Origin of the sequence: Paenibacillus sp. JNUCC-31 (assembly GCF_014844075.1) — a bacterium.
GTDB lineage: Bacteria > Bacillota > Bacilli > Paenibacillales > Paenibacillaceae > Paenibacillus.
On record NZ_CP062165.1, the window covers coordinates 5,634,696 to 5,649,356 of the forward strand.

General features: G+C 46.5%; 13 protein-coding genes. 11 read left to right on the forward strand and 2 right to left on the reverse strand.

Annotation, left to right across the window (positions count from 1 at the left end):
• Positions 1-277 precede the first annotated feature (277 nt).
• The 8 genes from sufC to JNUCC31_RS24690 all read left to right on the forward strand — a co-directional run bounded on the left by sufC (position 278) and on the right by JNUCC31_RS24690 (position 8,328).
• Positions 278-1,060 carry a Fe-S cluster assembly ATPase SufC gene (gene sufC / locus JNUCC31_RS24660; RefSeq protein WP_090895331.1) on the forward strand — a complete coding sequence of 261 codons (783 nt, stop codon included), beginning with the start codon at positions 278-280 and terminating at the stop codon, positions 1,058-1,060.
• 24 nt (positions 1,061-1,084) lie between these two features.
• The gene (gene sufD, locus JNUCC31_RS24665; protein WP_192265649.1) at positions 1,085-2,389 is read left to right on the forward strand and encodes a Fe-S cluster assembly protein SufD; all 1,305 of its coding nucleotides are present in this window, start codon (positions 1,085-1,087) and stop codon (positions 2,387-2,389) included.
• Positions 2,386-3,606 (forward strand): cysteine desulfurase, encoded by a 1,221-nt coding sequence (locus JNUCC31_RS24670; RefSeq protein WP_192265652.1) that lies wholly within the window; start codon positions 2,386-2,388, stop codon positions 3,604-3,606. The genes sufD and JNUCC31_RS24670 overlap by 4 nt, the downstream gene beginning before the upstream one ends.
• A complete protein-coding gene (gene sufU / locus JNUCC31_RS24675; protein WP_192265654.1) occupies positions 3,596-4,027 on the forward strand; it encodes a Fe-S cluster assembly sulfur transfer protein SufU in 432 nt (143 codons plus the stop codon). Before JNUCC31_RS24670 ends, sufU begins: the two co-directional genes overlap by 11 nt.
• Positions 4,028-4,047: 20 nt before the next feature.
• Positions 4,048-5,445, forward strand: coding sequence for a Fe-S cluster assembly protein SufB (sufB, locus tag JNUCC31_RS24680; protein ID WP_062319997.1), 1,398 nt, complete (start codon positions 4,048-4,050; stop codon positions 5,443-5,445).
• A gap of 374 nt (positions 5,446-5,819) precedes the next feature.
• Complete coding sequence (locus JNUCC31_RS33980) at positions 5,820-6,539, forward strand: M23 family metallopeptidase (protein WP_192265656.1); 720 nt, start codon at positions 5,820-5,822, stop codon at positions 6,537-6,539.
• 139 nt (positions 6,540-6,678) lie between these two features.
• Positions 6,679-6,810 carry a YjcZ family sporulation protein gene (locus JNUCC31_RS33535; protein ID WP_228469229.1) on the forward strand — a complete coding sequence of 44 codons (132 nt, stop codon included), beginning with the start codon at positions 6,679-6,681 and terminating at the stop codon, positions 6,808-6,810.
• Between the two features lie 195 nt (positions 6,811-7,005).
• On the forward strand, positions 7,006-8,328 hold the full coding sequence (locus JNUCC31_RS24690; protein ID WP_192265659.1) for an IS4 family transposase: 1,323 nt from the start codon (positions 7,006-7,008) through the stop codon (positions 8,326-8,328).
• Between the two features lie 262 nt (positions 8,329-8,590).
• Here the strand turns inward: JNUCC31_RS24690 and JNUCC31_RS24695 are convergent, their stop codons facing one another.
• Positions 8,591-9,640, reverse strand: a complete 1,050-nt coding sequence (locus tag JNUCC31_RS24695; RefSeq protein ID WP_192265661.1) for an HD-GYP domain-containing protein — start codon at positions 9,638-9,640, stop codon at positions 8,591-8,593.
• Positions 9,641-9,764: 124 nt separating this feature from the next.
• A complete protein-coding gene (locus JNUCC31_RS24700) occupies positions 9,765-10,511 on the reverse strand; it encodes a molybdenum cofactor biosynthesis protein (protein ID WP_192265662.1) in 747 nt (248 codons plus the stop codon).
• A 122-nt stretch (positions 10,512-10,633) separates the two neighbouring features.
• On the opposite strand from JNUCC31_RS24700, the gene JNUCC31_RS24705 reads away from it, so the two are divergent.
• The 3 genes from JNUCC31_RS24705 to yfkAB all read left to right on the forward strand — a co-directional run bounded on the left by JNUCC31_RS24705 (position 10,634) and on the right by yfkAB (position 14,613).
• A complete protein-coding gene (locus JNUCC31_RS24705) occupies positions 10,634-12,064 on the forward strand; it encodes a bifunctional metallophosphatase/5'-nucleotidase (RefSeq protein ID WP_192265663.1) in 1,431 nt (476 codons plus the stop codon).
• A gap of 69 nt (positions 12,065-12,133) precedes the next feature.
• Positions 12,134-13,258, forward strand: coding sequence for an HD-GYP domain-containing protein (locus JNUCC31_RS24710; protein WP_192265664.1), 1,125 nt, complete (start codon positions 12,134-12,136; stop codon positions 13,256-13,258).
• A gap of 218 nt (positions 13,259-13,476) precedes the next feature.
• A complete protein-coding gene (gene yfkAB / locus JNUCC31_RS24715) occupies positions 13,477-14,613 on the forward strand; it encodes a radical SAM/CxCxxxxC motif protein YfkAB (protein ID WP_192265665.1) in 1,137 nt (378 codons plus the stop codon).
• The last annotated feature ends 48 nt before the right edge of the window (positions 14,614-14,661 follow it).

The window sequence follows — 14,661 nt, forward strand, 5'->3', positions numbered from 1 at the left end:
TCTCACTGTCTATTTATGACGAAGAAGTTTTGTCATTTGATTCAATCTGGCTTTTATTATAGAATCAGATAGAATAATGTTTCCTGTAAGGGACAAGAGTTCTTAGGAAATGACTTGATAATCATTGAGAATCAGTTTAGAATTATTCTAAAGTGATTCTTGCTTTGGAGATTGGAGTACAGGAGAAATTCAGGGGAAGCCCTGTTCAGATATTAATAGGTGCTTTTTCGTTTTCGACAGTAAACATCAATTTAATCAATGGAGGGAAACAATACACATGGCTACGAATTTCGTCATTGAAGGTCTGAAAGCGACGATCGAAGGTAAGGAAATCCTGAAAGGCATTAACCTGGAAATGAAAGGTGGAGAAATCCACGCAATCATGGGTCCGAACGGAACTGGTAAATCAACACTGGCTTCTGCACTGATGGGGCACCCTAAATATGAAGTAACAGAAGGTACGATTACACTTGACGGTGAAGATGTACTGGATATGGCTGTCGACGAGCGTGCTCGTGCAGGTCTGTTCCTGGCTATGCAATACCCGAGTGAAATTGCTGGCGTAACGAATTCCGACTTCCTGCGTAGTGCAATCAACGCACGTCGTGGTGAAGGCAACGAGATCTCCCTGATCAAGTTCATTCGCCAAATGGAAGGTAAAATGAAAGAACTGGACATGAATCCTGAATTTGCTCACCGTTACCTGAATGAAGGTTTCTCCGGTGGTGAGAAAAAACGGAACGAGATTCTGCAAATGATGCTGCTGGATCCAAAAATTGTAGTACTCGATGAAATCGACTCCGGTCTGGATATCGATGCACTGAAAATCGTCGCCAACGGTGTAAACGCAATGAAGAGCGAAGATCGCGGATTCCTCATCATCACTCACTACCAACGCCTGTTGAACTATATTACTCCTGACTATGTACACGTAATGATGCAAGGCCGTATTGTGAAGTCTGGCGGACCTGAGTTGGCTCACCGTCTGGAAGCTGAAGGATATGACTGGGTTAAGGAAGAGCTGGGAATCACAGACGAAACTGTAGGCCAAGAAGCGTAAAGACAAAACGGAGGAGGATAATCAATGACAACACAAACAATTCTTCCGGTTGAATCTGAAGCGCTTCGCGCCTTGTCGGAAAGCAACAATGAACCCGGCTGGTTGACCGAGCAGCGGCTCGAAGCCCTAAAGCTTGCAAGTGGGCTTGCGCTTCCAAAACTGGAAAAACAAAAAATCGAACGCTGGAATGTCAGCGAGTACGGCACATACAAAACTAACGAAGCCATTGCTTCCCTTGAGGAAGTACCAGCTTCCATAAAAGATCTGGTTCAAGACCAAGCCGAAGGCAGTCTGGTTATCCAGCGTAATTCCGGTACAGTATATTCCAAGTTGTCTGCAGATCTTGCAGCAAAAGGAGTTATCTTCACGGATTTGGCTACAGCCGTTCGCGAACATAGCGATTTGGTGAAACCATATCTGAATACGGCTGTAAAAGCAGATGAGCATTCTCTTGCAGCTCTGCATGCAGCCCTATGGAACGGCGGGGTATTCCTCTATGTTCCGAAAAACGTAGAGATTGAAGTTCCGCTGCAAGCGGTACTGCTCACAGATGATGCTACTGCAACATTTGCACCGCACGTGCTTGTAGTTGCTGAGTCCAACAGTTCCGTTACTTATGTGGATAACTATGTATCTGGCGAACTGTCTTCACCTGTGTTCCATAACGGTGTTGTGGAAGTATTCGTAAAAGCTGGTGCCAAAGTCCGTTTCGCTTCAGTTCACCAATTGAGCACAAATGTTACTGACGTTTCTTTCCGCCGTGCAGTGGTGGAGAACGACGGTTCGATCGAGTGGATCGTTGGTGAGATGAACTATGGTGATACTGCAAGCAACACGATGACGGTTCTTAAAGGGAACGGCTCAAGCTCCGATTCCAAAGTGATCGCAGTAGGTTCCGGTTCCCAAAAACTGAACTACACAACAGAAGCTCGTCACTTTGGTAAAAACACGCCAAGTCAGATGATTACACGTGCAGTTATGCGTGAAGAGGCTTCTGCAATCATTAACGGAATCACGAAGATTGAGAAAGGTGCTACCAAAGCGGATGGACAGCAAACAGAGAAAGTACTGATGCTGAGCCCGAAAGCACGTGGAGACGCCAACCCAATCCTTCTCATTGATGAAGATGATGTAACAGCAGGTCACGCGGCTTCTGTAGGTCAAGTCAATGTGGAGCAAATTCATTACTTGATGTCGCGCGGGATTAACCGTACGGATGCGGAACGCCTGATCATTTACGGCTTCCTGGCTCCGGTGGTGGCGGATATTCCTCTGGAAGCACTGCGTACCCAATTGCAGTCTCTCATCGAACGGAAACTGGGACAATGAACCCGGCTATCCGCGAGCAGTTCCCGATCCTCCACCAGGAAATCAACGGACACCCGCTCGTATACCTAGATAACGCAGCGACTTCCCAGAAGCCGCTGGCTGTAATCGAAGCGATTAAACATTATTATGAATATGAGAACTCCAATGTGCATCGTGGTGTTCATACGCTCGGAAGCCGTGCAACGGATGCTTATGAAGGCGCACGTGAGAAGGTTGCCAAGTTTATCAACGCGCGGCGCACACAGGAGATTATTTTCACCCGTGGGACAACGACCGCTCTGAATTTGGTGGCTTCGTCCTACGGACGCGCAGTTTGCAAAGAAGGCGACGAAATTGTTATTACGCAGATGGAACACCATAGCAACTTGATTCCATGGCAGCAGGTTGCCAAGGAAACAGGTGCTACATTGAAATATATCCCGCTTCAGCCGGATGGAAACATTGATTTGGCTGACGTGGAAAAGACGATTACGAACCATACCAAAATTGTAGCAATCGCGTATGTATCCAATGTTATGGGTGTTGTTCATCCGGTAAAACAAATCGCTGAAATTGCACACCGCAATGGCGCTGTCATCGTTGTGGATGGCGCACAGAGCACACCGCATATGAAGGTGGATGTGCAGGATCTGGACTGTGATTTCTACGCATTATCCGGCCATAAGATGTGCGGACCAACCGGGATCGGTGCACTTTACGGCAAAAAGGCGCTGCTGGAGTCCATGGAGCCGGTTGAGTTCGGCGGTGAAATGATTGATGAGGTTGGTCTCTACGATTCCAATTGGAAAGAGCTTCCCTGGAAGTTCGAAGGTGGAACCCCGATTATCGCAGGAGCGGTTGGATTGGGTGCTGCTATCGATTTCCTGGAGCAGATTGGCATGGATGAGATCGCTCATCATGAAAGTGTGCTGGCAGCTTATGCAACGCAGCGTATGGCCGAGATTGACGGACTGACCATTTATGGACCAGCCAAGCGTCATATCGGAGTGGTTACATTTAACCTCGGTGATGTACACCCGCATGATGTGGCAACCGTGCTGGATGCGAGTGGCGTAGCCATTCGTGCCGGACACCATTGCTGTCAACCGCTGATGCGCTGGCTGGAAGTCAGTTCAACAGCTCGTGCCAGTTTCTATCTATATAATAACGAACAAGACGTGGACCGGCTTGTCAGCGCCTTAATCCAGACAAAGGAGTATTTTGGCGATGCAACTTGATGATCTGTACCGGCGTGTCATAATGGACCACTACAAAAATCCGCGCAACCGCGGAACGTTTGATAATGAAGCTGTCACGGTGAATTTGAATAATCCAACGTGCGGCGACCGGATTTCACTGCAACTTTTGCTGAAGGACGGAATCGTTCAGGAAGCCAAGTATACGGGTGAAGGTTGTTCCATCAGCATGTCCTCGGCATCGATGATGACTGAGGCAGTCAAAGGCAAAACGATGGATCAGGCACTCGATATGGCTAACCGTTTTTCCTCACTGATGAAAGGGGAAGAAGTCGATTTCGACGATTATGAAGATCTCGAAGCCCTATCCGGTGTGAACAAGTTCCCTGCCCGCATTAAATGTGCCACATTGGCCTGGAATGCATTACGCAAAGGAATTGACGAAGAGGACAAAGTACAATAACGATAGGGAGGTAGAGCAAGATGGCTAAAAAAGCACCAGAAATGGAAGAGTATAAATATGGTTTTCGCGACGAACACAAATCCATCTTTCAAACCGGTAAAGGTCTGACTGCAGAAGTCGTTACGGAGATTTCCAAAATCAAGAACGAACCGGAATGGATGTTGGAATTCCGTTTGAAATCCCTGAAGCAATTCGAAAAGATGCCGATGCCAAAATGGGGCGGAGATCTTGACGGATTGGATTTCAACGATATTCAGTACTATGTTCGTCCTTCTGAAAAACAAGGGAAGACATGGGAAGAGGTACCTTCTGAAATCAAGGAAACTTTTGATAAACTGGGTATCCCTGAAGCGGAGCAAAAATTCCTCGCAGGTGTATCGGCTCAGTATGAGTCCGAGGTTGTATACCACAACATGCAAAAAGAATTGGAAGATCAGGGCGTAATCTTCATGGATACGGATACTGCACTTAGAGAGCATCCGGAAATCCTGCGTGAATATTTCGCAACCGTTATTCCACCAGCAGATAACAAATTCGCTGCATTGAATAGTGCCGTTTGGTCCGGAGGAAGCTTCATCTACGTACCTAAAGGTGTAAAATGTGAAGTGCCTCTGCAAGCTTATTTCCGGATTAACTCCGAAAATATGGGGCAATTCGAGCGTACACTCATCATTGCGGACGAAGACAGTTTCGTTCACTATGTAGAGGGCTGTACAGCTCCAATCTACAGCACGAACTCACTGCACAGTGCGGTCGTTGAGATCATCTGTAAGAAAAATGCTCGTGTTCGTTACACGACAATCCAAAACTGGGCGCCAAACATTTACAACCTGGTTACTAAACGTGCGGTTGCTGAAGAAAATGCAACGATGGAATGGGTCGATGGCAACATCGGTTCCAAACTGACGATGAAATATCCAGCAGTTGTACTGAAAGGTCGCGGAGCTAAAGGTTCGGTACTGTCCATCGCTGTAGCTGGTAAAAATCAGCATCAGGATGCAGGTGCGAAAATGATTCACTTGGCTCCAGATACAACATCAACAATTGTATCCAAGTCGATCAGTAAACATGGTGGTAAAGTAACCTACCGTGGTCTGGCTTCCTTTGGTCGCCAAGCGGAGGGCGCGAAATCCAATATCAAATGTGATACGCTCATTCTGGATAATGAGTCCACATCCGATACGATTCCTTACAATGAAATCATGAATGATAACATCATGCTGGAGCATGAAGCTACCGTATCCAAAGTGTCCGAGGATCAACTCTTCTACCTGATGAGCCGCGGTCTGACCGATGCAGAAGCAACACAGATGATCATCATGGGCTTCATTGAACCGTTCACGAAAGAACTGCCGATGGAATATGCGGTAGAGATGAACAGATTGATCAAATTCGAGATGGAGGGCTCCATCGGTTAATCCGACTGTCATAGCCCGTTTCGGAAACGTAGATTCTGATTACGCAGCTTCTATGCCCAATCCGTTTCACGTAATCTTATACAGAGTCAAAAAAAGATCGAGGGAGTTAGTCCCCTCGATCTTTTTTTATGATCATTAACTCCCATGTCACTCCGGCTGGAAGGTGCCATTTTGAACGGTTGGTTGAAAGGAGGAATAAAGGTAAACTTTACAGAACATTTGGTTTTAGCGTAACTGCACCGTATAGAAGAGATTGGAGAGGCCAGAGGTTTCCCTTGCGATTCTGGGCAGTGCTTTTTAGTAATAAAATATGATCAAAAGCACAAACTATTTACTAGACTTGCGCATCTAATGATAGAAAAGGATGTGAATGTATGAGCTTAAATCCATTTGAAGGCTACCGCATTACCAGTTCATTCGGCTATCGTATTCATCCTATTTCTGGCGGGCAGACGTTCCATCGCGGCGTTGATCTGGTCACAGAGCCATGGAATGGCCCTGTACATGCTTTTATGGACGGAACTGTACGTTTTGCTGCGGAAGGTGCTACGGGCTCAGGATTCGGCGGTTATGGGCTTACCGTTGCAGTACAGGATTACAGGGGCTACTTGCATTGTTATGCTCACCTTTCCCGAATTGCAGTGCAAGTTGGACAGCAGGTGAGGCAAGGGCAGCTCCTTGGCAACCAGGGCAGCACAGGCGAAAGTACCGGTCCGCATGTGCATTATGAGGTACGCATATCCAGCACCCCTTCGTATGGATATACGGCGAGTGAGAACGGCGTTGTTGATCCAGGAAACTATTTGCAAAAAGAATATAATTCAGCTGATGGAGAAACGAAGGAGATGCTTATGACAGCGGACGAGAAGAAGCGCTTTACCGCGATGGAAAAGACACTGGAAGTCCAATCAGCATGGATTCAGCAGCAGAAAAAGACTTCCAATATGGCTTGCCCGCCTTGGGCAGAGGAAGCATACCATTACTACCAGTCGTTTATGATGAACGATACAGGTAGTTATGATTTTTGGAGAATACTTGTCATTATGTACCGCAAGGAAAAGGGAATTGAGGTCTCACCCCAATCGGAAAGCTAACTAACGGATCAGGAGTAACCACTTCACTATGCTTCAATCCAGGCAGACAACCATTTATTGAATGTTGCCGATTCGCCCGGTTCATCGAAACTGCCAACGTCATATGTTAGGGTATACCTGATGAAGAGGAGGCAATCACATGAGCGAAGTAGGATATGGCTGTGGGGGCAACGTAGGCGGTGTAGGTGGATACAATATGTTCACAAGCACTGGCGCGATCTTGGTACTGTTCATTCTGTTGGTTATCATCACGAAAGCATTCTGCGTGTAATCCTGCATGTTCGAATGGGAAGATACAAAAGGGAAGCCTTAACGGCCAATGTCATTAAGATAAGGCACAGACCCAAAAATGAATAACAAGAGCAGGTCATCCAAAAGATGGCCTGCTTTTTTTTGCGTAAAAAAACTTGACAAGTTGTTAGAAATGTGTAGCGAAGCCCCTTGAAACAAAGAGGAGGTTACGCCAATGAATTCGTACGCAATTTCGCTAAAAGACAAGTTGACATCCCTCATACGAGAAATGTCTCTCGCGCCCGCACCTTATGTTAGAAACGCGGAAAACGATTTTACCCGAAAGAAAAAGTTGCCTTTTGAAACGGTAATGCATCTTCTCATCTCTATGGGAGGCAACAGCCTGTACAAGGAGCTTCTGGAATCCCAAGGCTATGATGTGAACACCGCAACCACTTCTGCTTTTGTCCAGCAGCGGAATAAAATTCTGCCGTCTGCTGTGGAGTTCTTGTTTCACCAATTTACGCAATCCTACACGGATATCAAGGACTACCGCGGGTATCGGTTACTTGCCGTTGACGGTTCGGATTTGCATATCGCTACGGACTCGTCAGACACGGATACCTACTTTCAAAATGCGCCTGGGACGAAAGGCTACAACCTGTTGCACTTGAACGCTGCCTATGACTTATGCAACCGACTATATGTAGATGCGGTCGTCCAGCCGCGAAGATTGTGCAACGAGGGAAGGGCGCTCGCCACGATGGTGGATCGTTCTCCCATTCAGGGAAAAACCATTGTCATTGCTGACCGGGGCTATGAAAGCTACAACAATTTCGCACATTTGGAACGCAAGGGGTGGAGCTATGTCATTCGGGTAAAGGATCTGAATTCAAAGGGGATTCTTTCAGGCTTACACTTGCCTTCTGGGGGAGAATTTGATACGAACGTGCATCTGACACTTACCAAAAAGCAAACCAAAGAGATTAAGGCTCAGCCTGAGAAGTATAAGTTCGTCCCATCCACCTCTACCTTTGATTTTTTGGATCTGCAGGAGAATCTGTATTACCCGATTTTCTTTCGGGTTGTTCGTTTTGTACTGCCAACGGGCGATTATGAAACCGTCATTACAAATCTTTCAGCCGATGATTTTCCGCCGGATGCACTGAAATCTATTTATCACCTGCGCTGGGGCATTGAAACTTCTTTCAGGGCACTAAAATACACTGTGGGTCTGACCAATTTTCACGCCAAAAAGCAAGAGTCCATCGTCCAAGAGATATTCGCAAGAATGATCCTGTACAATTTTGCTGAAATGGTGACCTCGCACGTCATCATTTCGCAAATGGATAAACAGCACCTATACCAAGTAAACTTTACGGTTGCTGTTCATGTGTGTAGGTACTTTCTGCGCTCAAGGGACGAAGAACCCCCGCCTGATGTTGAAGCACTGATTCGCAAGAACATATTGCCCATTCGACCCCATCGACCAGGACAGGAGAATAAGCGAAAAATCCGCTGGAAATCAGTCGTTAGCTTCGTATACAGAGTAGCATAATTAGTGCCATATGAACATTTTTTAAGCGGACATTCCTTCCGCTTTGTTTGCTGTATCATTTTTTCGTACTTGGACAAAAAAGTAACGGCACAGGACTTTTCCCATGCCGTTTCAATTTTATTTTTTTATTCTCATTTTTGTCTTTAAGCTAAACTTAATGACATTGCCTTAACGGCTCCCCTTTTTTCTGTGCATCCAAACGCATATTGTTCCTGGTGTTGACTTGCTCTGACGAATACTTCGCATAACCGTGCAGCTCATGCTACTGTACATAAATTTCAACGATAGCGATGTCTCTTTCCTTCGCTAGATCAATAAAGGCTGTAGAAGTCTGTACGAGTGGTCGGAAGTAATCCGCAGGATTGTTCATCACAATCAGGCCGGTTTCGCCAGTAGTAAGCAGAATCCGTTTGCCGATAAAATTGGGCAGCATATGTTTGATGAGTTCCTGAGTAGCTTCACCGTTCAGTTGACCGAAGCTGAGGCTGTACAACTCACACAGAACGGAGATTAGCTCCTGTTTGGTCTGATATACCCGGTTGGTTGTCATGGCACTGTAAACGTCTGCTACGGCTGTTATGCGGGCATAGGGATGAATCTCGTCTCCTTTGAGTCCATGAGGATAACCGCTTCCATCTTCTCGCTCATGATGCTGGAGCGCGACTGTGGCAAGAAGTTCATTCTGAGTGGATTCCTTAATAATATCGTACCCGTAGAATGTATGTTTCTTCATCTCTTCGAACTCTTCCGGGGTCAATTTACCCGGTTTATGTAATATTTCATGAGGAATCTTGGACTTGCCAATATCATGAAGATATCCTGCTTTCGCCACATTGAGACACTCTTCAGGATTGTAGCCCATCCAACCAGCAATATAAAAAGCGAGCATGCCGACCTGTAGGGAATGGTTGTAGGTATAATCATTGTCCCCGTCAAGCATTAGCAGCAAGGAGACAACATCCTTTTGTTTTTCAAGCTGTTCCGTTAGGGTTATCAAAATCTCATCGACCTGAGTCTCATCAATAAAACCTTTCTCAATCGCTTGTTGAAACAGAGATTCGGTACCTTTGATCGTATCGTTAAACAAGGTCGTTAACAAACGGGTTTGATCGGAAGGTAAGGTTTGTGCATCAGAGTGTAGGTCGGTTGTTGTATGCTCTACATCTGCGTAATCAATCCCGTGCTGCAGCAGCTTGGAAATATCATCGTCGCTGAGCGTGGAACCTTTCATCAGCATGTGGAGACCCGAACGGTTGTACACATCATTTTTTAACAGGTCGCCAGGTTTAAGATCAGTAACATGCACTCTCACGTATAAACCACCTTTTCCTCGACTAATATCGACACATAGAATTATAATAACAAGAAAAAAATGGGTTGACAACGACTTATTTACTAATTTCATCACTGCTTCAAGAGGTTTAATGACTAATTATTTAGTTGTCCATGGGGTTCCAGGGTCCTAGCTGATGACCTTTCCATTCGGAGCCATCTTCCCATATTTCTTTTTTCCAGATGGGGACAGTCTGTTTGAGTCGTTCAATTGCATAGCGGCTTGCATCATAACAGTCATTGCGATGAGGTGAAGATACCGCGATCACGACGCTGATCTCTGCCACGTCCACCTTGCCAATTCGATGGCTGATCGCACAACGCACGCCTGGCCAGCGTTCGGAGATCTCACTGCCAATCGTCGCCATCTGTGAAAGCGCCATAGGAACGTAGGCCTCGTATTCCAGATAGACGGTCCGTTGTTCCCCGGTCATTTCACGGGTAGTGCCTACAAACGTAAGGGCCGCTCCATGGTTTGCAGTGATGACGAGCGCGGTGGTTGCTTCAACGGACAACGGGGACTGGGTGATAAGAAATAATCCGTCATCGGTTCGGTGCTCAGGATAAGAAGACTCATGTTCATGATCAGTCGAATCAGTGCCATCTCCTCCAGACACAGGAGGAATTAAGGCAATTTCGTCCTGGGCCTTGATAATAATATCGGCAGGAGCATACTGCTGATTTACTGCCAAAAAGGAAACACGTATTAAAGCAGCCGCTTCAGGATGAGCGACACTCAGATTTTCTTTTAACTGTGCTGGTGTCGGATCAGTCCCCGGGTACTCATATTCAAGCAGGGATGTGCCCAGTCGTTCAGCAATTCCTGCAAATAGTTGAATGGTCAATTTCATGCGAATAGCTCACCTCTTTTTCATCTCTAAACCCTTTAAATATATCATAACGACACGGAAAATGTTATGCTTATCCATTAGAGGAATGTACGTTAAGAAGAGGATAAGGAGGAGGCGGTGTGATGAGTACCATGAAGACACAAACGTTAACAATTCTGCATACGAATGACATCCATAGTCATTTTGGCACCATGAGCTCCATCGCCGCCATGATCGGACAGGAGAGGGGACAGGCCGAGGATGTTCTGGTACTCGATATCGGGGACCATATGGACCGGATGGCGGTTGAGACGGAGGGGACTCTAGGGGCGGCCAATGTAGATGTGCTCAATCTGACCGGATATGATGCCGTAACGATTGGCAACAACGAAGGACTGACCTTCACATCAGAGCAGCTGTCGCAATCTTATGCGGGTCTGCTGTGTCCAGTGGTATGTGGAAATGTTGTAGAGCAGGCGACGGGCCTGCCACCTGTCTGGATGAAATCATCTGTTATTGTGGAAAAGGGTGCATTTCGTATCGGTTTGCTTGGAGCCACAGCGCCCTTTGCGGCTTTTTATGAGTTGCTGGGATGGAATGTATTGGATCCAGTGGAGACATTGCGTGAGCAAGTGGAAGCCTTGCGCCCTCAAGTGGATGTACTGGTTGTTTTATCACATTTGGGGCTTTCAACCGATCAAAGAATGGCTGAACAGATCCCTGGCATAGATGTCATCCTGGGCGGACACACACATCATGTTCTGGAAGAACCATTGGTTATTGGGCAAACAGTCCTTGGAGCAGCAGGCAAGTTTGGCCAGTGGCTCGGTAAAGTGGTATTGGAGCGGGATTATAGAACAAATGAACTCCGACTGGTGAGCAGTGGCTGTGTTCCTGTTCAGAACATGATGCTTGAAGAACAGGTTTCACTGGCTATAGCCACACATCGAACCGAAGCCGTACGTTCACTTGGTCAGACAGCTGTTATTACGGACAGAACCCTAACCATAGATTACGATCGAGAATCTCCGTTTGCTTCATTGCTTGCCCAAGCGGTTCGCCAGTTTACGGGCGCACAGGTGTCGCTTGTTAATGCCGGGCAACTTCTTGGAAATCTACCCGAGGGAGATATTACAAAAGGAATGTTACATTCCCTATGTCCATCTCCAATTAATGCCTGTACAATATGTTTGAATGGAAGTCAAATTCGTGAAGCACTGGAACAGTCCCTGTTGCCAGAGTTTTCACGTAAACCCATTATCGGATTTGGATTTCGCGGAGAGATTCTTGGAACATTATGCATGGATGGGATGGAGGTTGAATATCGTCCGCATTTGCCTGCGTATGAGAAGATTGGTGCTATATATATAGGTGGCAAACGGGTTCATGATGAAGATGAATACGTTGTGGGGACTCTCGACATGTTTACGTTTAACGTGGGTTATCCTTCACTTGCACTTGGAACCGGCACTTCTTATCGTCTACCGGAATTCATACGTGATCTGCTTGAAATAGAACTGAAAAGACCAGGGGCGCTGGATGATAGTCTGCGATCCCGCTGGCATGCAAAATAACAAGTACTTGCCTTCTGCTGAAGCGGCGGCTAGTGGAAATTACATCTACGGAGCGGGAGAGGATAGGCTGTGCGTTTAGTACATATAAACTTATTGCAGCCTGGCATGAAGCTGGGGAAACGAATTTATAGTGAAGAGGGTCTGGTTCTGCTCAGTGAGGGAGTGGAGCTGACCAGCCGGTTAATTGGACGTTTGAAGGATTTGGGAATCGGATATGTATATGTCAATGATGCAGCCACGGAAGATATTATTATTCCGGATATGCTTCGGGAAGAGACCAGGCGCAAAGCATTGGTTGAGATCAAACAGCAGTTTCAGAACATGTCGGGTCTAAAAACCAAAAGTCGAATTCCGCACTTTGGTAAAGCACTCAGTGGAGTAATGAATACAATTTTGGAGGACATCGGCAGTCAGAAGGAAGCCATGATTATGCTGATGGACATGAATTCCAGTGATTTTGACTTGTATAATCACTCTCTCAATGTATGTGTGTATACGCTGGTTCTTGGTGTGGCATCGGGCTATACTCGGCAGCAGTTAATGGAGATTGGATTAGGAGCTCTGCTGCATGATATCGGTAAAACGCAGATCGCTCCAGAGATTTTGCAAAAGCCTGCCCGATTGAGCGATGAGGAATTTAAAATCATACAGCAGCATACTACATATGGACATCGTATTCTCAAAGATGAACCGGGTATACCGCTCCTTGCTGCACACTGTGCATTACAGCATCATGAACGAATTGATGGCAGCGGGTATCCATTTGGTTTGAAAGACAATGAAATTCATGAGTATGCCAAATGGCTGGCTCTTGCTGATTCGTATGATGCGATGACGACCAATCGGGTATATAAACAAGCCCTTTTGCCACATCAGGCAGTGGAAGTATTATATACGGGTTCAGGCACACTGTATGAACAGTGGATGTTGGAGAAGTTCCGAGACTGTGTAGCTATCTACCCTCTTGGCCTTTCTGTCACATTGAGTACGGGAGAGATCGGGGTGGTTGCGGACATTCATTCACGTATTCCACAGCGTCCGCGCATTCGTGTTCTGAAGGATGCTGACGGCCAGATGCTAAGTGCACCTTATGAGATCGATTTGTCTACAGCCCTGTCTATTATGATTACAGGGGTTGAAGGTGTCGAAGACTTACCGCCAGCGCAAGCAAGCACTGAATTTTTTGATGGCTGACGTCTATCTGAACTTAAGTCAGCGCTCATATCGTAATCTGCGGGTCAGTTAAAGCTCGCAGATTACGGGGGCGTTCTTTGTCATGTAATGGACAGAGCATGTTCATGCCAGAGCACAGGCAATTGTGCTATGATTAAAGATAACTCCAAAAAAGATATTGACGGAGTATGATGTAAAAAAAACTTTTTAGGTTAATAAAAGGAATAAGGTGAAGAACAATGACCATGCTAAACTCAGGATCGGTACAGCCGATGCCTTTATCGCCGACTAATGATCCTTGGGATCCGATCGGCTCTTTGCGTACATATGGACGCCATGTGCTGACCAGTGTAGAAATGACCGTGACGCATCTGTGTAATATGCGCTGTGAGCATTGTGCGGTAGGAGATATGCTAACGATGCGCGAAGCGCCTGCACTTCCCTTGCCTTTGATGTTGAAAAGGCTGGACGAGGTAGAGCATCTTCAGACGATCAGTCTGACTGGTGGGGAGCCGAGTTTCAGCCAAAAGACTGTGGACGAGATGATCATTCCACTGCTCAAATACGCCAAGTCACGGGGGATTCGTTCCCAGATCAACTCAAATCTGACGCTGGATCTCCATCGTTACGAGCAATTGTTGCCCTATCTGGACGTGATGCATATCTCATTCAACTATCTGAATGCCGATGATTTCCACCAAGTGGGGTTTGCCAACAGTGGCAGACCGGTAAAACGTGAAGTTGCGGTGAAGATGTACGAGAAAATGATTGAAAACTCCCGCAAACTCAGTGAAGCAGGGATGTTTATCTCAGCGGAGACCATGATTAACTTCCGAACCCATGACAAGCTTGAGGGCATACATCAATTGATTCGGGAGATGGGTTGTGTCCGTCATGAAGTACATCCGATGTATAATTCGAACTTTGCTTCTGCGCTGCCCGTGCTATCTCTGGATCACATGAGAGCAGCAATTCATCGTCTGCTGGATGTGCGTGACAAAGACATGTGGATGCTGTTTGGTACACTCCCGTTCTTCGCATGCAGTGCAGCCGATCAGGACCGAGAACTGATCAATCGCTTGTATAACGAGCCGAATGTGACCGTTCGTAACGATCCTGACGGTCGTAACCGGGTCAACGTTAACATGTTTACAGGTAACGTGTATGTGACCGATTTTGCGGATATCCCTGCGTTTGGCAACATTCGTGACCGGAAGTTGGATGATGTGTTCCATGAGTGGTCGGCGGAACATCCTCTGAATCAGACCGTGAACTGTCATTGTGATGCTGCTTCCTGCTGCGGACCGAATCTGCTGGTGGCAGATATGTATTACAAAGGTGTGGATTTCAAATCGAGAAAAGCAATCACACGTTGATATTCCAGGTGTATTCCTGAAATAGATCAAAAAGGGGAGTTTCGACTT

Bases quoted from the DNA above. Each gene is read 5' to 3' on its own strand.
- sufD (WP_192265649.1), top strand. From the start codon at position 1,085: ATGACAACACAAACAATTCTTCCGGTTGAATCTGAAGCGCTTCGCGCC.
- JNUCC31_RS33980 (WP_192265656.1), top strand. From the start codon at position 5,820: ATGAGCTTAAATCCATTTGAAGGCTACCGCATTACCAGTTCATTCGGC.
- JNUCC31_RS24670 (WP_192265652.1), top strand. From the start codon at position 2,386: ATGAACCCGGCTATCCGCGAGCAGTTCCCGATCCTCCACCAGGAAATC.
- JNUCC31_RS33535 (WP_228469229.1), top strand. From the start codon at position 6,679: ATGAGCGAAGTAGGATATGGCTGTGGGGGCAACGTAGGCGGTGTAGGT.
- sufU (WP_192265654.1), top strand. From the start codon at position 3,596: ATGCAACTTGATGATCTGTACCGGCGTGTCATAATGGACCACTACAAA.
- JNUCC31_RS24705 (WP_192265663.1), top strand. From the start codon at position 10,634: ATGAGTACCATGAAGACACAAACGTTAACAATTCTGCATACGAATGAC.
- JNUCC31_RS24700 (WP_192265662.1), bottom strand. From the start codon at position 10,511: ATGAAATTGACCATTCAACTATTTGCAGGAATTGCTGAACGACTGGGC.
- sufC (WP_090895331.1), top strand. From the start codon at position 278: ATGGCTACGAATTTCGTCATTGAAGGTCTGAAAGCGACGATCGAAGGT.
- sufB (WP_062319997.1), top strand. From the start codon at position 4,048: ATGGCTAAAAAAGCACCAGAAATGGAAGAGTATAAATATGGTTTTCGC.
- yfkAB (WP_192265665.1), top strand. From the start codon at position 13,477: ATGACCATGCTAAACTCAGGATCGGTACAGCCGATGCCTTTATCGCCG.
- JNUCC31_RS24690 (WP_192265659.1), top strand. From the start codon at position 7,006: ATGAATTCGTACGCAATTTCGCTAAAAGACAAGTTGACATCCCTCATA.